Source organism: Nocardia sp. NPDC050412 (genome assembly GCF_044458825.1).
Taxonomy (GTDB): Bacteria; Actinomycetota; Actinomycetes; order Mycobacteriales; family Mycobacteriaceae; genus Nocardia.
This window is the reverse complement of sequence record NZ_JBITIJ010000004.1, coordinates 645474-671492: the sequence shown is the minus strand read 5'-3', so window position 1 is coordinate 671492 and position 26019 is coordinate 645474. Positions and strand designations below refer to the sequence as shown.

Below are 26019 nucleotides of genomic sequence, written 5' to 3'. Positions count from 1 at the left end.
TCGGCCGTGAAGCTTAAGCCAGGGGACGGGTGCGCAGTTGGTGCGCCGGTTACCGCCGCGCCCGAGGAGGGTGGGGCGGCTCCTGCGCCCCGGTCGTGACACCACGGATACGAATCGATCCGCCCGCGACCACATCCGTCGCAACCACCCCACTCCCGCCCGCGGCGGTGATGTCGGTGATCTCGATCTCCCCGGTCGCCTGTACACGCGTCAATACCACCCCGGCCACCGCAGCCGCTGCCGGGGCATGATCGCTGACCTCGCGCAGCAGGTCCGCGGCCGCAGCGTGCAATTGCTCGTCGCCGTCGGCGCCGGCCTTGGTGAGTTGCCGGGCCAGCAGCTGACGGCGTAGCGGCTCGTCCGGCTCGTTCTCCACCCCGACCACCTCGGCCTCTACTATGCCGTACCGGCGGGTGATCAGGCCCTTCAAAGCGCTGTACGCGTCCGACACCGCTTTCGTGGCAACATCTTTCGCTCCCGCCGCGGCACCGACGGCCACAGCGGCCGCCACCATTGTTACCGGATCCACCCCTACCGACCTCTCCGTCGACCACCCCGCCTGTAGGAGGGGTTGCTGTAGGTACAACCTATCGGAACTTCCTCCGGGGCACCGGCGTTCGAAGACGCAACAGCTCGCGCTCGAACGTGGCAGTCCGATCGGTGTCTGCGACCGCCCCCTTCCCCTGGGACATCCCACAACCTCGACGCCAGCACGGGCGGCCGTTCAAGCTCGTCGACGGCGCCCCTCAGAGTTGTCACGCCCAGGGGATCTCGCGAACCGAAATGTGCCAGCGCGCACCGCCTTGTAATCGGCAGTTCCGTACGTTCCGCGCGGACGCCAACGGCCCGCGTGGCCTCGGGCCGTTGATCTTCGGACTGTCGCATCTGGCCCGCAGGCAGGGGTGCCGACCGCATCCTCGGTGACGAAATCCGGCTGGGGACTTCGAATATGGCGCTACTTGATCGAGTTGGCCAACTGATCGGCATAGGGGGCAGTGAATTTTCCGACGATGGGAAGCTGCGCGCGGACACCGCCGGTGTTGTTCGCCTGGACCATGGCCATGATCCAGACGACGACTGCGAAGACCGCGATTGCGAGTCCGGCGAGGCTGAAGATGATCCCCAGGGCTCCGAGGAGCGAGCCGACGATGCTCAGAACAGTATTGACCACCGAGACCGTCCCGAAGAAGACGATCGATTGCGAGGCATGGAATTTCACATCGGGATCGTTCTTTCCCACGAACAGGAAGATGATTCCGGTGAGCCACCCCAGTGCGTAGGACAGGATCGCGCTGGTTTTTTTGTCCAAGCCGGCGGACTGCGGTTGGTTCGTGGGAGGTTGAGAAGATGTCATGGAGTAAGTAGATGCCGCGCGCGCCACCTACCGATCCCAGGTTTCAGCCCGAACCCACAGGTCCCGGGCCAGCCGGCGACTGGGATCCCGGACGTGGTTCTCTCGACGAGATGACTGCCGACGACCTCGAAACGCCTGGGTGATGGCTCGTTACACAATCGAGCACCGAAGGGCCGCAGAGTAGCCGAGTCGGTCTCCGAGCACCGGCCGCTGCACGGTCATCGTCATGGCTGCGTTCGGTCGGCCTCGAATCGACACAGCCCCTGCAGGTCGCCTGCCCCGCGCTCCGACTGGTTCGATCAGCGCGGTATGCGGCGTGACAGGGCGTTTGCCCCAGCCGCTGGTCAGGAGCGCGGCATACAGGTCGGCCGGGCACAGGCGAGTCCGTAGGAAATCCTGGGTCAGGCTGCCGAGTCCGACAGTCAACGGGCGCACTAGTCTGGGCGCCGGGGTTTTCAAGCGTGGTCACTAGGATGTTCGGAGGGGTCGTGATCCATCGTCGACGGGTCGGCGGGACCATTGGGTCTATCGCCGCATTGCTTTTCGTCGCCTGTCTGGGCGCGGGTTGTGACACCGATTCCTCGGCGTCAGTGCCACCGATCGGAGACGTGACGACCCTGGATCCCTGCGGATTCATCGCACCGAACGCCTTCGCCGATCTGAAGACCGTCGATGCCGCGATAACAATCGAACCGGCCGACTTCGTCAGGTGCAACCTCAGCCTGCCCCTCGTGGGCAAGGATCAGGGACGCATAGCTGCCTGGACGATCCTCGGCGCCCACACCGCCGACCTCGCCTCATCGGATGCGGTATCGACCGACCGCGGGCCGATACACATCACCAAAGCCACATCCCAGAACGGCTCCTGGTGTGACGCGACGGTTCGTCTGGCCGACGGCGAGGGAGTCCTGTTGCATGCGAGCGCGGACCGAAATGGTCAGCGACTCACCGATGTCGATCCGTGCCCGGCACGAGATCATGCGGTCGATGCCATCGTCGCGGCCATGAAGAGTGGGGCGTATACGCGCATCGCCTATCCGAGCGACTCGCTGCACGGATATGACCTGTGCGGCTCGATATCCTTGCCGGAGGTCGAGACCACATTGAATCTGACCGGCCTCGCCGACAAATCCACACCTGCCGAACAGGACTGTCAGTGGCGCGTCAGTGACGGTTCGGACACGCCTCCCGGAGCGATGGTGTCGGTCATGATCAACGACCCGAACCTCTTCATGGGTAAACGCTCCACCATCAACGGATTTCCGGCACGGGTGTGGGATATCAGCAAGACGAGCGGGCCCGGCCGATGCGTAATCACCACAACGATAAAACGCTGGGACACCTGGCCGGGCCAACATCGTTCGGCTACTGGCGAGGCGTTCAGCGAACTGCTCTATACCCAGGTCATCCTCCCGACCCAGACCGAACCCGGGCAGGCCTGCCAAGCCGCGACGTCGGTCGCGATCCAGGCTCTGTCCCATCGGCCCCCGAACTAGCCCCGAGGTCTTCGCGAAGCACCTGATGCAGGAGTCGCACGGCGGTCCGTAGGACGTCATCATCCATCCAAGTGTGGAACTTCTTGAAGGCTTCCGGATCTGATACCAAACTGCGTAGACGGCATTCGGCATGAGCAGACGCTCACTACCGCGGGCGATCTCGCCGCATCCTGCGCACGCCCAGCGGGATATGCGGGCGTTCGTCGATCCTGTCGTGGTTCGGCGGCAGTTCGAGGGAGCTGGGCGCTCGGGTCCGGGACGTAGTGGCCATCCGACAGCAAGGCCAGCAGGAGCAGGCATGCGGCTGCGCCTGTTCGGGTTCCCCGAAATCTGAATCCCGAGTCGAGAGACCACCCATGTACCAGGGATGAGCCCGCCGCCGGTGGAACGTGGGTGATGTCGGGTCCGGGCGATCAATTGGCAGCATTGGAGCGGTATTCGGTGGGGAGTGGTCCAAGTTGTCGCCGATGAGCGCGGTCACGTCGGGTTGCGGTTGGTAGCGTCGCACTTACGCGTCAAGGGTCGCTCTGAGCCGCATCAGAATGTGGTTGATCAATTTGGTGAGATCTTGGCAGTAGATAGATGGATTGTCGAAGCGGTTCGTAGAACTGTAACGGTGAGGCAGATAGCCGCCTCCGCACACTGTCACTATGGAGCAGTTCTTGCAAGTCGTGCACAATTGAGAGGCGCCATTGGCATACATCTGAATTAGTTTGCAGCCATAAGCATCGTCGAGCTCATTGTGTCTGACATTGAGGCCGAGCTTGGTAAATCCTTCTCCACAAGCCTTGAGTGCACTGCCCGGCTCCATGCCGCCATCGGTCTCTATTACGAGTATGCCGAATTCACGGCTTCCGATGTAATCAGTCGAGACCTCGCCGCCAAGCGCCATGCCAATAATATTCTTGAAAAGCCGAATGTCCACAGCGGTGTCCGGCCGGTTGAACCATCTATCAAAGATTTGAATTAGCCAGTCCGCATACGGTGTTGAAACACCATCTTTCAATCTAGGCGGAGGATTGTCGTAAGTTCCATCGGGAAGTAAAAAGTCGATGACTTTCGGCTGCATCGATAGCAGACTCTCGTAAACCTCGATTGGGTCGGAATCAACGTTTATGACCGTCAGTGTCCCTTCCAGCAGGGAAGAATAGTGAGAGTCACTATTGATCAATTGCAGTGTTCGCGCGACCTGGTCATATGACCCACGTCCTGCGTGGTCTACTCGATTCTGATCATGCGCCTCCCGTGTGCCGTCGCAACTGACACCAAATGTGATTCCAAGCGATGTCAACCTATCCAGCCACTTCCTCGTGATGAGGGTAGCGTTGGTTTGCATAGATATATGACTTCGGCACACAGGGTCCAAGCGTTCGCGCACGCGATCGCTGAGCTTCTGAATAAAGGCCTCTCCTGCCAGCAATGGTTCACCGCCGTGTAGAACCAGAGTGATTTCTCGCAAATTATGACGTTGAACATGGGTCCTGATTCGTTCTATTGCGGCGACTACGACGTCATCGGGCATGATCTTCGGCTGACTGATATAGCTCTTGTCTGCCAGATTATACATATGGCAATAAGTGCAATTCAGATTGCACCTACTGGCGATCTTGATCAGGAACAGATGGAACGGCACGTGCCTCTGTCGGTGCTGAAGAGATGCTGGGCTTTTCGGATTCATTTTCGCACTCCAGGTCGCGACACGACTTCTTCGCGAGTCCAAGGTGCAGTATGGTCGACTTTATCCTGCAAAGCGGCGGAAATATCGGAAAAACCGAACCCTTGTGTAAGTAGAAACTGTGAAACATGAGAGAAAAATTGTCTCAGGCCATCGCAATACACGGAAGCGTTACTGAATCTATTTTCCTTTTTGAAGCGGTTTATCAATGAACCACCGCCGCAAATATTCAACCAGCCGCAGCTCTGGCATGCTTGCGCTTTCTCCTGATAATCTGATGAGAGGCGCTTCATCAGATCATTGGTGAAAAACTGTTGCAGTGTAGTGTCGAATATGGTGTCACCCTCACTCATGACTTCGAACCCGCATGCTCTCAGCGTGTCATCGGCCGCCAGCGTCCCATCACTTTGTATCGTGACTACATTGATTGCCTCTCTCCCCAGCACGCTGACATAGCGAGGACCGCCCAGCAGGGTAGACAAGACCGATTTGAGGATGCGGACCTCAATGGCTGGATCTTTATCAGCGATCCATGCATCGAACGCATTGCACAAGAACTTCCCGTAGAGTCGAGGGTCCTGAGCTCCAATTGTGTCATGTGTGAAGTCCGGCAGAAGGAAATCGAGCTTGCGAATGCCGAGATCGTGAACTATGTGATTGTAGATGACATCGGCCGAGCGCTGGCAATTGATTACGCACAGTGCCGAGATGTCCGGAATCAAGTTACGCTCTTGCGCAGTGAGAAGAAGGTCTATTCCGCGTCTGGCAGCATCGTAGGTTCCGCCGCCTTTGAATGTCACCCGGAATTCGTCGTTGTACTGTTTGGGCCCATCAATGCTTACGCCTATTCGGACATGATGTCGGGCGAAGATCTCAAGCCAATCCTGATCGATCAATGTTGCGTTGGTCTGCATGGTGATATACATATTCAGATCGGGCGTCAGCACTTCTCGAAATGTAGTGCACATCCGATCGAATTCCTTTTTTCCCATTAGCAACGGCTCGCCACCGTGTAAAATGACAAGAAGATTCGAGATGCCCAGTGACACGCATCCATCGAGAAGGAATTGCGCCGTTGCCTCAATCACATCCTGACCCATGATCTTGGGCCGCTCTCTGTATGTTTCATCTCCTGCGTTGAACACGTAACAGTAGGAGCAGTTGATATTGCAGCGCTCTGCGATTTTCACAACGGCGCTCAATGTAGTCGGTTCTGGAAGCGGCATAGCATTTCCGTCAGCTTGTGAACCGCAATCCGATCCGAACATTAGCTACTTCCTGTCCATCGCGGCCAGTCTGCATGTCCGCAGAGCATCTCGGGACCTTTCCTTATGTCGTCAAGAATCTGGGAAACGATAGGGTTCCGTTGCTTGACCTCGGCGAGAGTTCTCGAGTGTTGGCTCGGATCCTCGAGGTAAACGAATCGAGTCCCGGCATCATGCAATTCTCTCAATAGCGCCGCAGCTTTCTCGTCACCTCTGAGGTGATAGAGAACCTGATGCCGATCTGGGCAAGGGGTCCAGTTGGCAACTTCATCGTTGGTGGCAGGGCCTCTTTCTTCGATTTCTTGGAGTGTTTTGTTCTCATCTTCCTCGGTTGGAAACATTAGTTCAGCTCCGAGATCGTGAAGCTTTTTGGTGGTTGATTCGAAACGTTCGCAGCAGCATTCTTTCTCGTCCATGACTAAATCCTCTCACCAGGATGTTGATGGTCGCGGATAGAAGAGCTTTGCATCGCAGAGTCTTGCACGGCGCGAAAGGCAACGCGACTAAGGCACGCCGACGACTGCTCGTGACGGCCATTCCTCGATAGTTGCCTTCCAGCAGCCAGCACGGTTGGGGGACGAGTTCGCGTTGCCGCTGGTCGAACTCGCCCCGCATGGCCACCCCACACGTCGGGCCTGCATGCAGAGGAGTTCAAGCTGGCAGGTGCCAGAAGAAAGTGTCTCACCGGAGCACCCCTCCTGCACCACGTTTCCCCCAGATCTTTGTGTCGATGTTGCTCGGTTTATGCGCGTGGTCGTCCGTGGGCGTCACGGGTGGGGCTGCCGCGTTGGCGGAGTTTGGTCAGCACGGTGGTGGGGTCGACTCTCAGGTGTTGACCGACTCGGGCGAGGGACCAGCCAAGGCCGTACAGATGGATGGCGTCGTCGACCTGCTCTGGGGACAAGCCCCTGCGACGCATCGGCACGTTGTGACGATGAAGGATCTCGCTGACCGTCCGCCGCTCGATACCGAATCGGACACCCAGCTGGTACACCGTCTCTCCATCCTTGTATCCGGCGATGAGTTCCCGGACCTGATCGGTGCCGAGTCGGCGTGCCCGGCCGGGTATGGGCCGATTGGCGGGTGGTGGAGCGGGTGCGGTGGAGTTGGGAAGCTTCCGTCGCAGGGTCTCCAGGGCTTCTACCTGGTGTTTCGTGTTGTAGTAAGCTCCCCCAAGGTCCACAATTCGGTTCGAATAGTGGCTTTGAACTGGGGGATTGCATCAAGTCGCGCGTACAAGAGGAAATCGCGCTTCTACGCGTTTCCCCTGCTCACTGACCCTTTTCGGGTTCTAATCCCGTATGGTGTCTTGCTTTGTCCTGGCGTTGATCAGGTCGGGAATCGTTGGTGTCCGGTCGGCTGGCCTGGGTGGACTGCTCGCTGTTGTGCGGAACGGAGGATCGGGTCCGTCCGTGGGTGTCGTGAGTGCGGACGCCGCGTTCGTGCAGCCGGTTCAGTGACCGGGTCGACGGCGACGTGTTGCCCGACTTGAGTGAGAGACCGGCCGAGAATGTAAAGGTTGATCGCTTGGGCCTGTTGCACGGATAGGCGACAACTGGGACTGCTGCACAGATTGGTGACAACTGAGTTGGCTTGCCCTTCGGGCGGGCTGGAAGGACGTCATCGTGCCCAAGCCCTACCCTCGTGAGTTCCGCGACGATGTCGTGCGCGTCGCGCGTAACCGCGATGACGGTGTGACGCTCGAGCAGATCGCCGCTGATTTCGGGGTTCACCCGATGACGTTGTCGAAATAGATGCGCCAGGCTGACGTCGATGAGGGAGCAAAGTCCGGCACCAGAACGAGAGAGTCGGCCGAGTTGCGGGCGGCGAAACGGCGAATCCGGTTGCTGGAGCAGGAGAACGAGGTCCTCAAGCGGGCCGCCGCCTATTTCGCGCAGGCGAACCTGTCGGGAAAATGAACTACCCGCTCGTCCGCGAGCTGGCCGGCGAGCTAAGGCATCCGAACACCCTGTACCGGTTCACTTTCCGACACCGACCGCGTAGCCGGGATCTCCCGAGCAGAGAAGACCCGCACGAGACAGCCCGGCCGCCTCGATCGCCCCGATGGCGTCGTCGAGCAGAACTCCGCACAGACCCGACCGGGGCAGGCCACAGCGCGGCCGAGGCTCCAGCGATAAGCGCAACTGTTTACGGACAAACCACGGGAAGGCCAGGGGCGTTTACCTTCGGGCGTCAGGCCATTGACCCAGGTGGTGATGCTGGCGTTGGTTGTCCTGGTGGTTGCGCTGGAGGTGCGAGCGTTACTCTCAGATGAATGAGATCACGTAATATCTTGGTAGAGAGAGATTTTCAGCTTACCTCGTTGGCGATCTGCCCCTAATCCCTGGTCTGCGGGAGCGCATTACGTGGTGTAAGGGGCCTCAGCCCGGTTTCGGGGGTGCCCGCGAGTCCCGTCAAGACTTCTTCTGCTTCTCGACCTCGCTTTTGCTGGATTCGGCCCAGTCGTCCGTTTCTTTGCCTGTGATCGCGGCGATCCGTTCTGCGAGCAAGGTCGACCGGCCGCCGTCGGCGTAGTGCCCCGCGTCGGTCATGTACAGGAAGTTCTCGACCTTCAAGGCCTCGGCTGTAGAACGGCAGCGCAGCCATGTGCTGTGCCACTGGAACAGTTGCTGGATACCTTCGGCCACCACAGGGACCGCCGCTACGGCCGCGGTCACCCAGCCAATCACGCCCGAGGCCGCAAGGACCGGAACCGCCGCACCCACCCACCACGATCTGCACCAATTTCACCTTTAGGTAGGCCGTTTTCGCCTCACGGCTTCGAGATCGGTAGTAGTTCAGCTGGTCTTCCAGCCGTTTTCGGACCAGATCCTCGATCGACTGGGCTCGCTGAGTTGCCTCCATATTCTAGGGATAGCACGGCCGGTGAATTGGCGCACTGAGCCTGAACCTCTCGTACTCCACCGTCAGGCCCTTCTTTAGGCATGAATGGTCGACTGTGTCCGATACCGTGGTTCGGCTGGTGTGAGCCGTTTCCCGGCACCGGGTTTCGGGGGCGGTACGGTGCCGGGCGTTGGGGTTGTGCCGAGCGAGGGGGCCGGTCGTCATGTCTCGGGTGTTCATCAGTCATTCCAGTCGTGACAGCGTGTGGGCGGTCGCGGTGCAGCGGTCGCTGTCGAACAGCAGCCGAATCTGGCCGGGGAGATCTTGCTGGACATCGATCTCGAGACCGGGATCCGGGCCGGGCAACGCTCGAGGTCACGATATGTGTTGACCCGTTTGGACTGGATATCACCTGGTCACCTATAGGCCGGTTAGCGGTGCACCTATGGGGTGTCCGGTAGCCGCGTCCCGAAGCGCAGCGTGTCGCCGGAGCTTCCGGAGCAGGTCCTCGACGAACATGCCCCGAACCGTTCGTCCGTTCCTGTACTCGGTCACTCGGGCGCGGTCTGCAGGCCGGGGCAGAGTTCCGTGTAGGGAATCGCATTCGACACGAGGTCGTTCCATTCTTTGCGGCTCGGATTCGCCGTGATCTTGGCGCATATTCTCGCTGGATCGGCGGAGTACACCGGCGTCACTTGAATTGTGCCGTCGGTGCTGGTCGTGACGATGGTTGTCCCGTCGGGGCTGAATGCGACGTCGGTGATTGCCGCGGTGTGGGGGGCCAGTGGCGCGGCGATGGGATGTCTGTTCGGGATGTCCCAGAGCTGAATGGTCGGGTCCACGCCGACGGCGACGAGGGTGCGCCGATCGGGACTGAACGCTACCTTTCCGACCGCCCCGGTGGTGCCTTGCAGAGTGCCGAACGGTTTTTCGTCGATTTTTCCGGAGTCCTTATCCCACAACATGATTCGATCATCGGTGGCCGAAGCGACCGTCTTCCCGTCCGGACTGAAGGCCACACTCCGCACGCTTCCGTATTCACCGTCGTGGAATACGTTTGCTCGCTTCCCGGTCGCCACATCCCACAGCAGCACCGCCGGAGAAAGACTACTGCCTGTGGCCAGGCTGGTGCCGTCCGGACTCACCGCGACGTCGGTCCCTGTCAACGGATCCCCGATCGGCGGTGGGGAGTCGAGGGGCTGACCGTTCTCGGCGTTCCACCAGCGCACCCATGGGCCGCTGGTCACGACACGTGCGCCGTCCGGGCTGAAGGCTACACCGAATAGACCGCCTTTGTGGTCGGCGATGGGGGCGCCGAGGGGCTTTGCGGTCTCGGCATCCCATAGACGGGCGGTTCCGTCGATACCTGCAGACGCGATCCGCCGTCCGTCGGGGCTGAATGCCACCTGCACTACCGCGCCGGCGTGCCCGGTCATCGGCGTACCGATCGGCTGTCTGGAACGAACATCCCACAATTGGAGGATGCCATCTGCATCACCGGAGACGATCCGCCCGCCATCTCGGCTCACCGCCAGTGCGGTGAATGCCGAATGCTGGTATGCCAGCGCGATACTCGTGGCATCCCACACCAGCACCGAACCATCACGGCTGCCGGACACGATCTTTGTGCCGTCCGGGCTGAACGCGATGTCGACGACCGCATCGGGATGGCCGGTGAGTGCCGCGCCGATCGGGCGGCCGGTGGCGGTATCCCACAGCCGTACCGCGTGATTCGATTCGGCGGTGGCGACCCGTTGGCCGTCGGGGCTGAACGCAACGACCGTTACACTTGCCGAATTATTGCTGTCCTTGTTCCACGGAGCACCGATCTGTTGCGCGGTGCTGGTGTCCCACAGTCGCAGCGTACCGTCGGCACCGCTGGAGACCATTCGACTACCGTCCCTGCTGAACGCCACGACGCGTGGACCGGCGGCAAGCTCAGGCAGCCACGGACCGATCGGCTGACCGGTTGTAGCGTTGCGCAGCCGCAAAGCACCGTTGTCATTGATGGCGACGATAGGTTGCCCGTCGGGACGGAACGTGACCCGCTCCGTGAGTTCGCCCGGGCCGATAGTTGCATTGCTGATCTCCTGACCCGTCCGGGCATCCAAGACCTCGGCCCTGCCCAGGTTGTCGCTGACGAGGATCCGTTGTCCGTCAGGGCTGAACGTCACGTCGCGGACCGCAATATGATGGGGCAGCGGGGGATCGGTCGGCTGGGCGGTTGCCGCATCCCAGAGCCGGAGGGCGGTAGCCCCCCCTGCCGCGATCCGCTGCCCGTCCGGGCTGAATGCCACTGCGGCCGCGTTATCGAATGGTGCGGCCGGCGGGGCATCGATCTGCCTGCCGGTCTCACCGTCCCACAACCGAACCGGTGAAATTCCCGGCCGGGCGCCAGGGCCGACACCGCCGAACTGGCCCCTGCCACCGGTGACGATCCGGGTCCCGGAGGGGCTTATCGCCACGCTGTCAACGGCAGTGCCGGTCTGGATGACGGTGCGCAGATGTTGACGCGCATACTGCGCGTTGATCATCGCCATGTTGGTCTGCGGACTGGGCTCGATCGCCTGAGCCGCGAGAATCTCCTGGAACGCCCGGGTATCGGACCCGTTTCCGGCCAGCGCGCTTTCGCTATCGGCGAGCAGGCGCTGGACCACGACTTCGCGCGTGCGTGCGTCGGCTCGGTCGCTGGCCACGTTGGCTCGCCAGAACCCGACCCCGGCGAGTATCGCGACCACGACGGCGACGACCAGCAGCGTAGCCAACGTCAGGGCCTGTCGGCGCAGGGCGGCGATGCGGTCGCTTTCGCGGTGGCGTGACGCGAGCAGAAATTCGCGGGTGGGCTCGAGCCGAAGCCGGAATTCGGGTTTCGCGCAGAGCGTTTCGGCCTCGGTAAGCCGAGCGCCCTCCCACAGCCATGCCTGGTCGCGGCCGCTGTGGTCCCACGCCAGTGCTGCTTGCTCGAGGCGGTCGGCGGCTTTGAGATCCTCTGCTTGCTCGAGAAGCCACCCGGACAGTTCTTCCCATTGCCGCAGAAGGCTTTCCAGCGCGACCTCGACGATGGTCCGACCGTCCCGGTGGTCTTTGATCAGCAGTCTCTTGTTCACGAAAGCGTCTATGAGAGCATGACTTTCGGCCGGGAGTTCGTCCCAGCGCGCGATGCGGCGCATCGGCTGGTCGTTGTCGGGGTTGATCGTCGCCAGCGCGGGAACGAACGCCGACCGCAGCAACCACAGCTGCGACCGCCTGAACTCTGGATCGGCGGACAGTAGTGCGTCGATCTCGGTTTGCACCACCCGGCCGATCCCGCCGAGAGCGATGTACTGCTCGAGCATGAGAGTTCCGCTGGAAGCATAGTCCTCGTACAGCCGTGACAAGGTCAACGCCAGCAGGGGCAGGCTGTCCGCACCATGGTCACCGTCCGCCAGGAGACGATCCACCAGCGCGGGTTCGATCGCCAGCGCGGCGTACTTGTCGGCTCGTGCGGCGGGTCGGGTGATGACCTCCTTGAACTGAGTGCGCGGCAATGGTTTCAACTCATTGAACACGTAGGTCTGCACACCATCGAGTTCCGGGGCATTCTGCAGCCGTTCGTAGCGATCGGTACGGATGGTGAGTGCCACGATCATCGGAATCCGTTGCACACCAGCATTTTCCGGCATGGCGAGCAACCGGCCCAGCATCGTCAGGAATTGCTTACCCTGGAAACCGGCGTCTGCGACGAACAGCTCCTCGGCCTGATCGACCGGCAGCAGGAGCGTAGGCGCGGGCTCGGCAGCATCGTCAAGCAGTCTGTCGTGCGCGGCACGCAGCAATTCGATCAGCCAGCTCCGTATTCGATCGATGTCGTCAGGGAATGCAGACTTGATGTCCCCGAGCGCGGGCGCGGCCAGCCCCAACCGGCCCCGCGTGGCGTGGATTGCCGCGGCAAAGCCATGAACGCCGGTGAGCGCATGACGTTCCGGCCGCACCAGATCCAGCACGAGGAACTGCCGATCCTCTCGCATCAATCGCGGCAACAACCCCGCACGCAGGAACGACGACTTGCCCGTTCCCGACGCACCCACCACGACGAATACCGAATCCGAACCGGCAGACCGCATTCCCCGCAATCGGTCCATGCCCTGCCTGATCTGGGTATCGCGACCGAAATACACTGCCGCATCCACCGGATCGAACGGCTGCCAGCCCCGATACGGCGATCGGCCCGGCTCGTCCGCCGGTGGCCACGGGAAATTCTCGGCACCTATCCCGGCGTTGCCCAACCCGGCCAGCAGCCGACGCAAACCCTCGGTACGGAACCGCACCGGCTCGGGATGACCATCGACCCGGATCTCCGTGACAGGACCGTCGCCGAACAGGTCACAGCGCTGCCACTCGCGCGTCTTGTCGGGGTCGGTCACCGATTCAAGCCGTGCACAAAAGATTCGCTTGCCCAGGTTCACCGCCGTCAGATACTCGGCGACACACTCGGTGGAGATATGCCAATCCCGAGAAGTCAAGCAGATCACGGCTTCGCACCGAGTGACAGCCCGACGCAGCGCATCCCGCCAACGCACACCCTGCGGGATCCCGGCCGTCTCATCCGAATCCAGAAAGATATCTCCGGCCAAACCCGGCTGCTGCTCACCGAGCCAGCGCACCAAAGCGACAGCCTGCACATTATCGCGACTCGAATGACTCAGGAACACCCGCGCCATCCCGCCCCCTCCACAACGGAGAACCATTGGTCGCCAATACTATCCAGTCGCGAAGCCCCCGGCTGCATAACCGGCGCAGGGCATCGCGAGGCCCAGATGGGATACGTACCCACAATGACCAGCCGTTTTCCGGTTCCCCATGTTTGTGTGTCCTGCCAAGGGCGCGAGCCTATGACAACATCGTCTGTTCCTTTCTGTCGATGCTGCGGGGTTCATGCGCGTGGTCGTCCGTGGGCATCACGAGTTGGGATGCCGCGTTGGCGGAGTTTGGCCAGCACGGTGGTGGGATCGACTCCCAGGTGCTGGCCGACTCGGGCGAGCGACCACCCGAGGTTGTACAGATGAATGGCGTCATCGATCTGTATGGGGGACAAGCCCCGGCGGCGCATCGGCACGCTGTGACGGTGCAGGATCTCGCTGACCGTTCGTCGTTCGATACCGAACCGGGCACCCAGCTGATACACCGTCTCTCCACTCTCATATCCGGCGATGAGTTCCCGAACTTGATCGGTGTCGAGTTGGCGTGCCCGGCAGGGTTTGGGTCGATCGACGGGCGGTGGAGCGGGTACGGTGGGGTCCGGCAACTTCCGACGCAGGGCTTCCAGGGCTTCTACCTGCGATTTGGTGTTGCAGTAAGGTCCCCCAAGGTCCACTCACGCATTTGGACATGCGACGACGAATTGTTCTGGCTTCGTTATACTTCTCGGCTCGGTGCCGTTCGGGGATCGAACGGCGGAAGTCGCGCCGTGTCAACATTCCGGTCAGGACTCCTTCTGATTCTCAACCCTGAGCTTGCCGGATTTGGCCCAGTTGATTGTCTGTTCTACTGCGATCGCGGCGATTCGTTCAGCCAGGAGGGTTGGGCTGTGGGTAGACGCGTAGGAGCCTGCTTCAGCTGTGTAGAGGAAAGTTTCGTTCTTCAATGCCTCGGCGATAGACCGGCAGCGTAACCAGGTGGTGTGCCACTGAAACAGCTGCCGAATTCCTTCGGCTACGACGGGAACCGCCGCCACAGCGGCCGTCAGCCAGCCGGTTACATGTCAGGCCGCGAGGACCGGGACCGTCGCACCGACCACGATCTACACCATAACGACGGCCACCGCATCCGCTGTCGGCGACTGCACGCACTCAGCCGGTTCGGCGCAGTCGGGGTACCGAAATCCCGCCGGTGTGCGAGGTTGTTTCCTCAGATACGAGATCGCAAACATTCACACATCCCGCAGTCACTACAAGGGGATCGAACTCGGGCTCGACGAGATCAGCGAGCTGATCTTGCGCTGTGGCGCTCAGCATCTTACTGCCCTAGCGGCGTGCGCCGCGCTCTCTGACACCGTGCTCTGGGCGGCCTGAGTCAGCAGATCATCGGGGAGACCGCAGGAGTCCGCCGATTCCGGTCCAAAGACGCGTTCGCCCGCCACAACGGCAGCGCGCCGCTACCGGTCTGGTCATCCAACCGCGCTCGACACCGCTTGTCCCGCACCAGGAATCGGCAACTCAATGCCGCCTACACCGGATCGCCCTCACCCGGCCCGCTGGCATCGCGACGCGCGAGCCATTCTGGCCAGACGCAAAGCCAATGGCGACGGGGGCATGGAGGCACTCCGGATCCTCAAGCATCGACTCTCCGACGTCGTCTACCGCGCCATGATCGCCGACCACGAAACCTCCACCGCTGCTTGACCGAGGGGCAATTTGCAGTCCCTGAGAGCACGGATAGTCGCCGGTATGCGCCCACGAGATGTCAATATGACACACTTTTCCGCGCTGGATCGTGGTGATCAGGTCACGCGGTGAGGGAGGCTGTGATGAGCCGGGCAGGTCAGGCTGGCGAGGTCGGGAGCCTGTTTCGATGCGTGGTAGCAACGCATCTGGCGGTACACGGGCTGAGGGGCCATCCGGTGTCGGGTCTGGATCTCATCGGTGGGGTGGATCCGATTCGGCTCGACTTCGAAACCAGTGACGCGACCGACGACATCCGGGTCACCTTCTCCGACGGACGCCGAGCCTATGTCTCCGCCAAGCGCAAAGTCTCCAAGGGCCGCCCGCTGACCGAAACCGTCGCGGGATGGATCGGGCAAGTCCCTACCCTCGGATGTGACGACCTGCTGGTGATCGCGGGCGAGGACTTCGTAGGCCCGACCAAGGACCTCGATCGAGTGCTGCGCAGGCACAGGGCTGGGCTGCAAATGGTGACGAAAGACGAGCGCGATGCGTTCGACCCCCTTGCCAACTTGCTACCTGAAGATCTACGCGAGCCGATTCTGGACCGGGTGCGAATCCTGCACCTACCCGATTCGACCGGCGCGGGAGCAGCGAGAAGCCTGCTGGCAGCGTTGATGGACCTCGTTGTCACCGGGGCACGAGGCCATCAAGCCGTGAGTACGCTCGCCGATCTGTTCCATCAACAGGCCGGCAAGGCACTGGGCAGCGGTATCGATGACTGGGTTACGGCCCTGAACAACACCGACTTGACGGTGATCGCGGATCGCGGTGGTCCGGCAGGTATGCGAGCAGCGGCCCGGCTCGCCGCCGTTGGCACCTATCGTGATCGGCTCAAGGCTGAGGTCGGACGGATCGACCTGAGTCTGCTCGCCGAGGATCTGCCTCCTATCTCGATAGACGGTCTGGTCGACGGCCTCAAAATCAACCTTGAGACAGAACGTTCGTCCTCGGATCTACTGCCCTGTGTGCGGCGTTGGCGCAGAATGCTGATCGTTGGCCAGCCAGGATCGGGTAAGTCCGTGGCCTTGCGTGAGATTGCCGCGCACTGCGCCATCCACCCACACGCCCCGGTACCGATTCGAGTGGCGTTGCCGCGCTTGATTGCTCAGCAACCTGAGCGTTTGACGATCGACGGCATCATCGACAGCGCCGTAGCGGATGCGGTCGGTGGCGACCAGCGTGTTCCGCTGACCGAGTACCTGGCCGCAGAGCTCGCGGCCGGGCGCGCAATTATCCTGTGCGACGGGCTCGATGAGTGCGGCACACGCGCCCCGTGGGTGGCTCAGCAACTCGCCGACATCCTCAACACCCTGCCTCCTCGAGTGGGATTCGTGCTAACTACCCGCGCGAACGCCCAGATAGCAGCCACTCGACTCGGATTACCACGGGTGGAACTGGTGTCTCCGCAGGACCTCGCGGCCACGATCGACAGAGTGCTATTCGCGTGTGCCGAAGCCCGTGTCCCACAGGTCGAGCGCGAAGCGTGGCTGGTGACCCGACGGACTTGGATCAAGGATGCCGCGGAGCAGCACGAGCACCTGCTCGCCGTGCCACTGCTGGCCATCCTGCTTACGCTGATTTGCGCTGGCACTTCGGACGCGGACCTTCCGAAGGGTCGCGCTACATTGCTCCATCGTGCTGTCGAGCAGTCGGTACATCGCTGGGAACGCACACGAGAGACTCTCGAACAGGGTCGGCCGTGGTTGCCCGCATTGACCACAACGATGTTGCTCGATGGATTCATCGTGCTCGGGCGCGTGCTCGACGGTGGGGCGACGCCAACGCGGGCGCAAGCCGTCGACACTGTCGAGCAAATGCTCAAAGACACCAACCGTTGGTCGATGCCTCCGGCCCAGGCCGAGGAGCTCGCACAGCAGGTGCTGCGCTTCTGGGACGAACATGTAGCCGTCTTCGTCGTCAACGCCGCCGACGAGCTGACGACCCGTAGTAAGGTCTTCGCCGAAATCGCTACCGCCATGTGGGCGAGCAGGTGTGGAGCCGAGGAACTGATCAACTGGCTGTCCGACGCCCTCGAGTACACCGATTCCGATGGCGCGATTGCACTGGCCGCAGGACTCGACCCGAGAACTATCGCAGCGCTACTTAATGTCGGCGCCACCGGACGGTCGGAAGCGACTCTCTTGGTGGCCGAGCTCGCCACCCGCGGCATCGCAACCGTCACACCTCACGAGCTGGAACGCATACTTGCGCAGCTCACCGCTGGAGCCATTGCCTCCCAGGATAGCGCGCCGCCCGCCCGACGAGGACCTATGCACTCGTCGAACCAGCATCCGACCCTCTGGGACGAGACCCGCGATCCCGGACCGTGGCCGTTTGTCGAGGCTGCATGCCTGCTTGCGTTGCCGATCGAATGTAGGTTCCGGCGTGCCGATTTGATCGCCCGAGCTGCCCTCGATGATCGCTCGACGATGATCGCAGCTGCACTCAGTGCCCTGACCGACGCCACAACCGACAATCGCCCGCTCGGCGAAACCGCTGCAGCAGCGGTGAACTCAGCCCTGTCGATTCCGCTCCCGCCCAAATCGAAGATGGTCAAAGAAAGTCGCAGAAGGTCGAAACTTGTCAGCGGAGGACGTATGGCACCTGGCCTGGATCAGGTTGCCTTGGCCGCAGCCGGGCGACTCGATGAACTCGCAGAAGGTTCGGGAGAGCTGGCCTACCAGATCGGGATGCGCACCAGACGGGCTGCCGCCGGTCCTCTCTTCGCCGCACTCGAGCGTGCTGGCGTCGACACCAACCGATCGCGGTCCTTCGATTCAACCCGGTTCAGAAAGTGGTTGGCTGCACACCAGGAAAACGAAACAGCCCTCCTGGCCGACCTAGGCACGCTGGACACCGATCTGAGCGAAAACGACTGCTGGTCACTCTCCGATATCGGCGACCTGATTGCCGCGACCAACTACCAGGAAACTGGGATCGAAGACTTCAACCGAGCCTTTTCCCACGACAGTGCGCAGGTCCGACGATCCTGGCTCGGCGCGATAGCTGACGCGTACGGCATCGACAAGTCGGCCATGGCGAGTCAAGCCCGCTACCTCCAGGAGGTCAAGGCAGCGGGTGCTAACGACGACTGCAGGGACAGCGAATGGTCTGTCGCAGCCGTCAGCCCGTTGGTCGAGCCCCCGCTGTCAGATGGGTTGCACTCCGCGCTCACCACTGACCAATTGCGGACACTGCTGTCCTGCCTGGAGGCAGAATCTGATTGGATCGCGTGGGCGGCAGCGTCGGTCCTCGTCGCTGTCACCGAGCCCCCATGGGATAGCCGAGAGCTCCTCGCGAAGGATATGTCGAGCTGGCATCGAACTCGAGCGGGCCTGCTGCATATGGTTGCGATTCTCACCGCTGGCGATAACCGCAGCACCCTATTGGCCCAAGCAGCCACCTCGGATTCGCCGGATCTCCGGTACGCCGCACGAATGGCGATCTCCGCGTCAGACCTCGACAGCGACGGCGCCGTCATGGACACGCTGCTCAGAGACCCCGACCTGTCCATTCGCCCTCAGAATTCACGAAAAGCACCGCCGCTACCGACCCATTGGACTTGCCAAAACTGCAGATCAGCCAACGATATCGATGTCGAGGATTGTTTGGGATGCACAGGCGGCGTGCGACCCGACGCATAGCGCGCACCTCGTCCTGGGCCCACGGATTGGCGGGCAGCTGGCGGCAACTAGAGCTGCCGATGCTACACGGCACCCGCCTGGTAGATGTCGGCGAGGCGCAGTACGCGTGGCGCAAGACGATGAAGCGGCGGTATGCCGAGGCGACGTGTGAAGCCGGGGCCGGTTTGCAGACAAGGCATACCCTGCCTTCCGTCGAAATTTCGATCAGTTCCTTGATCGCGGCGATACTCGGCCGGGGCACAGCCGGGAGCATCTTCTCGTCGGCCAACTCTTGTCGAAGCTGATCTCGCCATGCCTGGTCGGCACTGCTCCCGTCTACATGATGTCCCGCCGGGGGCGTGAACCTGCGACATCCGTTTGTTTGTGTCGATGGCTGCGGCGTTTACGCGTGGTCGTCCGTGGAGTGTTGTAGGAGCCGCTCGCGGTGACGTCGTCGGTCCTTCCACCAGGCAAGTCGATCGCCGGACTCCTGCGGGAGACATGTCTGCAGACCTGTAACCGCTAGCGAGACAACGCTCAGGGCTATGACCGCCCACCAGGGGGCTTGAGCGGCGAGCGCCGCCGCCGGCCCACTCAGTCCTACCACGCCGGAAACAACTCCCTGAACGCCCGGCTTGCGCGGCGTCCCGGAGTGCTTCGTGCCAGGACGTTGGGTTCGCGTCAGGGGTGTCATCGCAGGTCCAGTTCCCTGTGCAGCATCCGGACAGCCAAAGCCGAGCGGGTCTCGTCAGCGACGGCGATCAGTTTGCGGTGGTTGGCGATCATTTGATCGAACTGTTGCAGCACCGCGCCCATCTGGGTCTGCTCTGCGATCGGGGGTAGGCGCACCGACAGTTCTCCCAGTGTCGCGACGCTTATCGTCGGTATGACGCTGGCCGCTGTCCGTTCGCCGATCCAGTGCTGTACTTCGGGGAGAGACAGGTAGGCGAGAAGAAAGTCGGGTTCGACGGCGGTGCGGTCGAGCACGCGCAGGCGCAAGATGTTTCCGCCGAACAACCATCCGGCCTGCTCTGTGCGGGCGATGGCGGGCTGGTCCATAGCGCCCGATCGGATGCACAGGATGTCGTCGGCTTCCAATGTGAACTGCTCGAGCTTGCTGGCAACGCGCGCTGTGGTTCGGTCGGCATCCGCGGCTTCGATCCGCCGCTCACGCAGGTGCCGAGGCATCACCACGGGAACGGTGCCGTCGATGGATCGGTGTTCGGTCCGGAGTCGGCTGTGGGAGGGTCCGGGCTTTATCGAGCACAGTTCTCTCAGCGGGACGGCATCCTGTCGAGTACGAGTCCGGTGGATCGGGCGCAGCGCTGCGATACGCGCATCGTGGTCAGCGGTCGCGATGATGCGCTGCTTGAGGGCGTCGAACTGTTCGACCACGCCCTCAGGATCAGAGGAGTCACTGTCCGATGCTGCGAGGTAGTCGGTGGGGGCGAGCGAGTAGCCGAGCCTGCGGATGGTGTCGATGTCGGTCAGGATGGCGCGTCCGCCGGATTCCATCGGAACCGAGTGACCTTTGGTCATGGTGTGGCGTTGATGAAAGATGTCGGGAATGAGCGAGGGCGCTGTCGGGTTCAGGTTCTGCCGAGGGCGTCCGCGACCGCCGCCCTGGGGCTCGGCCATCGCAGTGGCGTCGACAAAGAGGATGTCTTGCGGAGTTTCTGCCGGTACTTTCAGCGCCCAGATCGAGACGCTAATGTCGGTGTTCGGGAACAACTGAGCCGGCAACATGATGATGGCCTCGACCGATCCTCGTTCGATCATCTGTTGGCGGATACCGGTTTCTTGCCGGTCTCGTGATGCGTTGGCGGTGGTGGGCATCACGATGACAGCGCGACCGGCCGGTCCGAGGCTCGAGATCGTGTGCTGAACCCAGGCGTAGTTGTCGTTCTTCCGTGGTGGCTCGCCGAAGATCCAATCGTGCCTGCCCGACCGCCTGCCCGGTTCAGTTCGTGCGTTGAAGGGCGGGTTCGTGAGAACGTACCGCGCCTTCGGTGCGTGGTCGTCCTTGTAGTCCCAAATGGTGCCCGAACTCTTGCGGGCATCGACGGTCATGCCGCGCATGTTCAGGTGGAAGGCGGCGATCCCGATGTCGGTCACGCTCGGCCCTTCTCCGGTCGCCATCGGGATGGCTTCGCGGGCGAATCTAGATGCGGCCGCCGCGAGTAGCTCGCCTCCGCGGACATAGGGGTCGTAGATACTGCCCGGCTCCGCTCCTGGCCCGACCACCAACGCCCCGGCCAGTGCGGCGATCCGGGGCGGGGTGAAGAACTCGCTGCCAGATGCGCTTCTCTCGTGCGACAGCAGGTCGAGCAGATACCGGAACGAGTTGATGCCGAGTGTGGAGCAGATCTCGACCATCCGTTCGAGGTCATAGATGTTGGCGGGCTGGACCCTCCGGAACGCCGTTTCCAGTCCAGCGGGGATTGCGCGCTGGAGCATCAGCTCGTGGGTGAGCCGTTCGAGAGTCTCCAGGAATTCACCCGTGCTACCAGGGCGGTAGAACATCCTGTCACGAATGCTGTCCAGGGTCTCGAAGTGCAGCAAGAAGATCAGGCACACCAGGAACTCCAGATAGTCCGCATGTGATCCATTGCCCCGGATCCTGGCGGCTTGGGGGCCAACGAGCTCATCGATGACCGCCCGACCGTCCTCTCTCTCGGATGGTATGACCTGCTTCTGCTCTGTCTGTTTCGTCTTCGACGTCGAGACCCGGGCGAGGACGCGGGCGCCGTAGGTGAACCCGGCGGGTTCGCCGTCCTTGAGTTCCTTGGCCGGGATCGGGCGCCTGTCGAGCCATTTGATCGCTGCCGAGAGCCGCACATGGCGAGAGCCGGGTTCCGGCCGAGGGAAGTCGTCGTGCCGGGTCGACCACGTGGTAATCGTCGGCCGCCTGACGTCGGCCAAGTCGGCGAGTCGTGCCCGCGAGACGAACTCGTCAACGAACATGGTGTCCTGCCCCTCCGCTCTGGGAACCGTGTCTCGGACCCCCTGCGACCGTAGGCGGCCAACCATCAGAGGTGCAACAAGGGGGTTATCAGAATCTGGCCATCGTTGGTTGCGATGCGAAGGTGAGAGCGGCCGCACCGTCGGCTGGGAAGCTTATATTTGTGCAGTTAGATAGCGTATTATGGTTGATCTTGGCAGCATCTTGAGGAGAGGGGCGCGTAAAGAGAGTCATCGAGTACTGGTGGTACTCGGCAGGGTGGATCGGTCAGGAAGAGGCGCTTCGTGCGCTGCTCTCCAGGCCGTAGTCCAGGTGGCTGAGCTGGCCTGCTGGTGGCGAGCTAAACGCAAACTTCGCCTGGATGCAGGCCGCGCTGAAAGCAAGAGCGGAGCAGGGGGCGGGCACCGGTGCTGATGCCGGTATCGGCGACGTCATCGGATGAACATGAACAGTCGGTCCGCAAGGAGTTTGTGGACCGGGGCGTGGTGCGCGCGGTCATTCGCTTGTCGAGGGACCTGTTCCCGGTGTCGTCGGTGGATACAATTCCGAAACCACGTCGTACTGGTTCATGGTGGGCTGGGTCACGCCAGGCAGGTTCCATGCTGCAGTTCTCCACTGCCCATATGCGGGGGGAGGGTTACCCATGCGGCTCGGCATAGCCAGGTAGAAGCAGGGGTCGTCCCCGGGATTCACTTGGAGCCGAAAACCTTCGCTGCGACCGGCGTCAAGTGCGTCGAGCGCTTCCGCGCCATTGAGTGCAATGGTGCGGGGGTGGAAGACTACTACCTCTTTGAGGAAGAGCTCCTTCTTCCCGAAGGAGAACGGGATGACTGAGGCTGTGAACCTGGCGAGGGTGGGCTCGCCGGTCAGCAGCGTTCTCAACTGCGGATAGTCCCTGCCGTCGAGAATATGGATTCCGGGGATTGGTTCAGGGGACGCGGTGACGTAGCCGTCGAGCAGGAGCCTGGCCACGCGGAGGTGTATCCGCTCGATCATGGGTATCCCCACTGGGATGGCGAAGCTGACGTGACAGTAGTCCTGCACAACCTTCAGATCGGCGGCGACGCTGAGCAGATTCTTGACCTCGTCCTGATCACTGAGCGGGCCGGTCTCTGCGGGCAGAAGCGCGAGAGAGGTGACGGGCTCGTCTTCGATGTACACCTTGCACGTCAGATCGGTTTGGTTGATCGCTGTCAGGATCTCCTCCAGCCCCAGCGCTTCGTTGGGTCGGATCCGGCGGAAGTTGTAGTTGACCTCTATGTGACCGGTCTGGGATTTCCCTAGTGGGAAGAGCAGCTCGATGTGCAAATGTCCGTAGAACTCGATCCGCACTGCGATTCCATCTGAACCATGGTTGAAGTGGGAGATGCGGCCTTCGTGGGAGATGATCTGGGTGCCGTTCTGGTCGAAGAATCTAAGCTCGGCTGGGGCACCTATTTTCGGGTGGTCACTCATCGGCTCCAAGGTCAATGCCAGGCCGGTGTATTCGCCCGCTATGAACTCTGGTCCGGTGACGGTCACCCTGCGTACCACATCTGGGGGCAACACCACTCGCCCCGATGCCCCGAACTTCACGCAACGCTCGATCTGCTGGCGAAGGTATTCGTGCTCGGGTGCGAATGTGTTGGAGAAGTTGACTGTGATGGGGTTCTTCTCATGTGCGCGCGGGTCTTTTGCCCGCACTATATGGGTGACCGTATCCCCGATTCGCGCGAAGTCGGTGCCCCAGTGCAGGTCAGTCGAGTCGGCCAATTCGCCGAGATTGCGGATCCGGTCGAACAGTGAGGTCACGCCGCCGGTGAGCGTCTCGGTTTCCAGACGATACAGCTCGACTTCGGTGCGCATTTCCTCACGGGCGAGGTAGCGGTAGACGTCGGGGTAGTCCATCAGCAATTGGTCGAGCTCGATGCGGTCCATGATGGCGATTTTCGGAGCTGCGGTGCCGACAGGAACCTCGGCGGACAGACCGGTAATGAAATCACGTTCCCCCGGGGTCAGTTTGACGGGGACCACCAGTGTCCATTCGGATGGTGCAGGATCGAGTTGCAGTGCCCGGCGGAACGACTGGCGGATCTGGCGTTGGCGCGTGGATTTGCGATCTCCAGAGAACCCGTCGGGGAAATACTTCAGCTGATACACCCGGCGGCGACTGCCTTGGCGTACTTCAATGTCGATCCCGCTGTCCCCACCGCGGCCGTCCGGGGCGATGAAATCGGCGATTCCGCGCCATCGGCGGGCCAGAAGCGTCTCCACGATCGTGTCGAACTTCGCATTGCCGATCGTGCTCCAGTCCACGCTCACGCTCCCACCACCCGCTCGGTGCCTCCCAGTATGGCGAAGTCCGCCAACTGCCTCACCGGCTCATGTTCCCCTCTGAGCCCTGGGCTGCGGAAGATCTGCACGCACCGAACCGGCACTTCGATGACAACCGGGATAGGGCGCGGAGCATGAAGAAGCCGGATCGATCACCCGAGGCCGGGCCCCTTGCGGTTGCTCGGATCGACGACATGGTCATGCGCCCGCTACCGAGGTCTTCCGTGGGTGTCTCGGGTGGGTATTCCGTGTTGGCGGAGTGCGGTCAGGATGGTTGTGTGGGCTACGCCGAGATGTTGTCCGATCCGGGTGAGTGACCAGCCGAGCTTGTAGAGGTGGACGGCGGTCTGGACCTGGTCGGGGGACAGGCGGCGGCGGCGCATCGGCACATCGTGCCGGTGGAGGATATTGCTGACCGTGCGTCGTTCAATGCCGAATCGGGAGGCCAGTTCATACACTGTAGACCCGGCCTGGTACCCGGCGATCAGTACCGCGATTCGGTCGGCGTCCAGTTGCCGTGCCCGCCGCGGAGCGGGCCGTTCCGCAGGCGGCTGGGTAGTTGTCGTGGTGTCGGGCAGCTTCTTGATCAGGGCTTCCAGGGCTTCTACCTGCGTGTTCGTGTTCGAGTAAGGTCCCCCAAGGTCCACAAATTGACATGAATAGTGCTGTTGATCAGGGGTTTTGCTGTCTTTCAGCCTTGAGACCAGCTTCGGTTGGGTGTCACATATCTCCTGGTCAGCGCCTGTTTTCTTGTTCTAGTTGGCCCCCAAGGTGTGTTTTCGTTCCGGCGCGGTGTTGATTAAGTCGGAAGGCACTCTTTCATTACCGCGACCGCGAGCCATGCTAGTCACGAGTGGGGTCTCACCCGGTCTCGTGGATTGATGTCAGGGCCGAGATCGCCCGTGTGTGTCGCGGGTGCGGACGCCGCGCTGGCGCAGGCGGTTCAACATGGTGGTCGGATCGACGGCGAAGTGTTTCCCGACTCGTGCCAGGGACCAACCGAGACGGTAGAGGCGGATCGCCTCGTCGGTCTGGTCGGGGGACAGGCCGCGTCGGCGCATCGGCACGTCGTGGCGATGCAGGATGGCGCTGATGGTGCGGCGGTCGACACCGAATCGGTTGCTCAGTTCGTAGGTCGTTGCGCCAGCGACATAGTCGTGTATCAGCATCTGGACGTGGTCCTGATCGAGTTGTCGTGCCCGCCGCGGTGTGGACTGGTGGGCCACCAGGGGCGGCAACGGTGAACTCTCGCCACCGATCGCGGAGCGGTCGTCACGACGCCGTGGCTTGTCGGCCATCTGTTCTCGCGCCAGTTCGACGAGCACCTTCGCGATCTTGCCGGCATCGGGCGGATCATGACGGACGCCACGAACCGCAAGTTCGCCCCACCGGGTAACGGTGTTGATCGGAGTTGTCATGCGTCCACTGTCCTACCTGAAGGCAAGTTCACGTCAAGCTTCCGGTATCGGTCGTACCGTGCAGGTCGGCACAGAATCTAGCGCCTGTGCTGCTGGTGGGGTCCTCGCCCGAGAGTTACGAGGGCGTCCAGGACCGATTTCAGGATTTTGATGCGGTCTGGGACGTCGGCGTCCTTCATGGCCTTGCGAGCCAGGCACAGCACTCCGCACACGATGACGATCACAGTTAACGCGATGACCGCGACGACGGTTGCAAGGATCAGTGTCACGGCTGAGAGGGATCCGTGGGCGGTGACCAGCAGCGTCACACCGGAACTGGTGCCGCCCAGGGCTGCTGCGGCAGCTGCTGTCTTCCTCACCCCGTCACCGCCATACCTACGGTAGGGATCTGCCTGGAGCACCAGTACGCGAACAACTCACATGCTGTGTGGAACTCGTTGTGGACAGAGCTGCGCTGTCGGGTGATCTCTGCACGGGCAGGTGTGCGGTGGCCGAGCCGGACGGGGTCGACCGCGGCGGTCACGGTCGCGAGGTGGGGAGCCATGACAGTGACGGTTGCCGCTGGGACCGTTCAAAGTCATTATCTTCTGCCAGATTTCGGCGAAGCCCGCTCGAAGAGTCACGGGTCTATTGTGGTCGGCGAAAGA

At 61.9% G+C, this 26019-nt stretch carries 18 protein-coding genes and 3 pseudogenes; 6 read left to right on the top strand and 15 right to left on the bottom strand.

From position 1 onward, the window contains the following. Positions 1-49 precede the first annotated feature (49 nt). On the bottom strand, positions 50-529 hold the full coding sequence (locus tag ACIBI6_RS14465; RefSeq protein WP_396956465.1) for a hypothetical protein: 480 nt from the start codon (positions 527-529) through the stop codon (positions 50-52). A 426-nt stretch (positions 530-955) separates the two neighbouring features. Then, positions 956-1381 (bottom strand): DUF4870 domain-containing protein, encoded by a 426-nt coding sequence (locus tag ACIBI6_RS14460; protein ID WP_396956463.1) that lies wholly within the window; start codon positions 1379-1381, stop codon positions 956-958. A 581-nt stretch (positions 1382-1962) separates the two neighbouring features. On the opposite strand from ACIBI6_RS14460, the gene ACIBI6_RS14455 reads away from it, so the two are divergent. Continuing rightward, the gene (locus ACIBI6_RS14455) at positions 1963-2850 is read left to right on the top strand and encodes a hypothetical protein (protein WP_396956462.1); all 888 of its coding nucleotides are present in this window, start codon (positions 1963-1965) and stop codon (positions 2848-2850) included. Between the two features lie 508 nt (positions 2851-3358). Here the strand turns inward: ACIBI6_RS14455 and ACIBI6_RS14450 are convergent. The 4 genes from ACIBI6_RS14450 to ACIBI6_RS14435 all read right to left on the bottom strand — a co-directional run bounded on the left by ACIBI6_RS14450 (position 3359) and on the right by ACIBI6_RS14435 (position 6973). Next, positions 3359-4528 (bottom strand): FxsB family cyclophane-forming radical SAM/SPASM peptide maturase, encoded by a 1170-nt coding sequence (locus ACIBI6_RS14450; RefSeq protein ID WP_396956461.1) that lies wholly within the window; start codon positions 4526-4528, stop codon positions 3359-3361. After that, positions 4525-5793: a radical SAM protein gene (locus ACIBI6_RS14445; RefSeq protein WP_396956459.1), complete on the bottom strand. Its 1269-nt coding sequence runs from the start codon at positions 5791-5793 to the stop codon at positions 4525-4527. Before ACIBI6_RS14445 ends, ACIBI6_RS14450 begins: the two co-directional genes overlap by 4 nt. Next, the gene (locus ACIBI6_RS14440) at positions 5793-6206 is read right to left on the bottom strand and encodes a hypothetical protein (RefSeq protein WP_396956458.1); all 414 of its coding nucleotides are present in this window, start codon (positions 6204-6206) and stop codon (positions 5793-5795) included. Before ACIBI6_RS14440 ends, ACIBI6_RS14445 begins: the two co-directional genes overlap by 1 nt. A 326-nt stretch (positions 6207-6532) precedes the next feature. Then, on the bottom strand, positions 6533-6973 hold the full coding sequence (locus ACIBI6_RS14435; RefSeq protein WP_396956456.1) for a hypothetical protein: 441 nt from the start codon (positions 6971-6973) through the stop codon (positions 6533-6535). Positions 6974-7415: 442 nt separating this feature from the next. On the opposite strand from ACIBI6_RS14435, the gene ACIBI6_RS14430 reads away from it, so the two are divergent. After that, positions 7416-7544, top strand: a complete 129-nt coding sequence (locus tag ACIBI6_RS14430; RefSeq protein ID WP_396956455.1) for a hypothetical protein — start codon at positions 7416-7418, stop codon at positions 7542-7544. Then, the gene (locus tag ACIBI6_RS14425) at positions 7545-7709 is read left to right on the top strand and encodes a hypothetical protein (RefSeq protein WP_396956454.1); all 165 of its coding nucleotides are present in this window, start codon (positions 7545-7547) and stop codon (positions 7707-7709) included. It begins immediately after the preceding gene. 495 nt (positions 7710-8204) lie between these two features. Here ACIBI6_RS14425 and ACIBI6_RS14420 read toward each other — a convergent pair whose 3' ends face one another. The 4 genes and pseudogenes from ACIBI6_RS14420 to ACIBI6_RS14405 all read right to left on the bottom strand — a co-directional run. Then, complete coding sequence (locus ACIBI6_RS14420) at positions 8205-8516, bottom strand: DUF4231 domain-containing protein (RefSeq protein ID WP_396956452.1); 312 nt, start codon at positions 8514-8516, stop codon at positions 8205-8207. A 669-nt stretch (positions 8517-9185) separates the two neighbouring features. After that, entirely contained in the window at positions 9186-13334 is a 4149-nt protein-coding gene (locus tag ACIBI6_RS14415; RefSeq protein WP_396956450.1) for a TIR domain-containing protein, read from the bottom strand. 212 nt (positions 13335-13546) lie between these two features. After that, positions 13547-13798: a hypothetical protein gene (locus tag ACIBI6_RS14410; protein ID WP_396956448.1), complete on the bottom strand. Its 252-nt coding sequence runs from the start codon at positions 13796-13798 to the stop codon at positions 13547-13549. A 297-nt stretch (positions 13799-14095) separates the two neighbouring features. Further along, positions 14096-14362, bottom strand: a pseudogene (locus ACIBI6_RS14405) (DUF4231 domain-containing protein); the annotation flags it as partial. A 309-nt stretch (positions 14363-14671) separates the two neighbouring features. Here ACIBI6_RS14405 and ACIBI6_RS14400 point away from each other — a divergent pair. Further along, positions 14672-14779: pseudogene (locus ACIBI6_RS14400) on the top strand (hypothetical protein); the annotation flags it as partial. Between the two features lie 453 nt (positions 14780-15232). Next, a complete protein-coding gene (locus tag ACIBI6_RS14395; protein ID WP_396956446.1) occupies positions 15233-18700 on the top strand; it encodes an NACHT domain-containing protein in 3468 nt (1155 codons plus the stop codon). A 669-nt stretch (positions 18701-19369) separates the two neighbouring features. Here ACIBI6_RS14395 and ACIBI6_RS14390 read toward each other — a convergent pair. Continuing rightward, entirely contained in the window at positions 19370-21643 is a 2274-nt protein-coding gene (locus tag ACIBI6_RS14390; RefSeq protein WP_396956444.1) for an N-6 DNA methylase, read from the bottom strand. Positions 21644-22054: 411 nt separating this feature from the next. Between ACIBI6_RS14390 and ACIBI6_RS14385 the strand changes: the two are divergent. Beyond that, a pseudogene (locus ACIBI6_RS14385) lies at positions 22055-22123 on the top strand (hypothetical protein); the annotation flags it as partial. Positions 22124-22136: 13 nt separating this feature from the next. Here the strand turns inward: ACIBI6_RS14385 and ACIBI6_RS14380 are convergent. The 4 genes from ACIBI6_RS14380 to ACIBI6_RS14365 all read right to left on the bottom strand — a co-directional run bounded on the left by ACIBI6_RS14380 (position 22137) and on the right by ACIBI6_RS14365 (position 25731). Further along, positions 22137-23942, bottom strand: coding sequence for a hypothetical protein (locus tag ACIBI6_RS14380; protein ID WP_396956442.1), 1806 nt, complete (start codon positions 23940-23942; stop codon positions 22137-22139). 221 nt (positions 23943-24163) lie between these two features. Continuing rightward, the gene (locus tag ACIBI6_RS14375; RefSeq protein WP_396956440.1) at positions 24164-24601 is read right to left on the bottom strand and encodes a hypothetical protein; all 438 of its coding nucleotides are present in this window, start codon (positions 24599-24601) and stop codon (positions 24164-24166) included. Positions 24602-24838: 237 nt separating this feature from the next. Next, positions 24839-25372, bottom strand: a complete 534-nt coding sequence (locus ACIBI6_RS14370) for a hypothetical protein (RefSeq protein WP_396956438.1) — start codon at positions 25370-25372, stop codon at positions 24839-24841. Positions 25373-25449: 77 nt separating this feature from the next. Continuing rightward, a complete protein-coding gene (locus ACIBI6_RS14365) occupies positions 25450-25731 on the bottom strand; it encodes a hypothetical protein (protein ID WP_396956436.1) in 282 nt (93 codons plus the stop codon). Positions 25732-26019: the final 288 nt, after the last annotated feature.

Bases quoted from the DNA above. Each gene is read 5' to 3' on its own strand.
- ACIBI6_RS14390 (WP_396956444.1), bottom strand. From the start codon at position 21,643: ATGTTCGTTGACGAGTTCGTCTCGCGGGCACGACTCGCCGACTTGGCC.
- ACIBI6_RS14450 (WP_396956461.1), bottom strand. From the start codon at position 4,528: ATGAATCCGAAAAGCCCAGCATCTCTTCAGCACCGACAGAGGCACGTG.
- ACIBI6_RS14440 (WP_396956458.1), bottom strand. From the start codon at position 6,206: ATGGACGAGAAAGAATGCTGCTGCGAACGTTTCGAATCAACCACCAAA.
- ACIBI6_RS14425 (WP_396956454.1), top strand. From the start codon at position 7,545: ATGCGCCAGGCTGACGTCGATGAGGGAGCAAAGTCCGGCACCAGAACG.
- ACIBI6_RS14415 (WP_396956450.1), bottom strand. From the start codon at position 13,334: ATGGCGCGGGTGTTCCTGAGTCATTCGAGTCGCGATAATGTGCAGGCT.
- ACIBI6_RS14370 (WP_396956438.1), bottom strand. From the start codon at position 25,372: ATGACAACTCCGATCAACACCGTTACCCGGTGGGGCGAACTTGCGGTT.
- ACIBI6_RS14445 (WP_396956459.1), bottom strand. From the start codon at position 5,793: ATGTTCGGATCGGATTGCGGTTCACAAGCTGACGGAAATGCTATGCCG.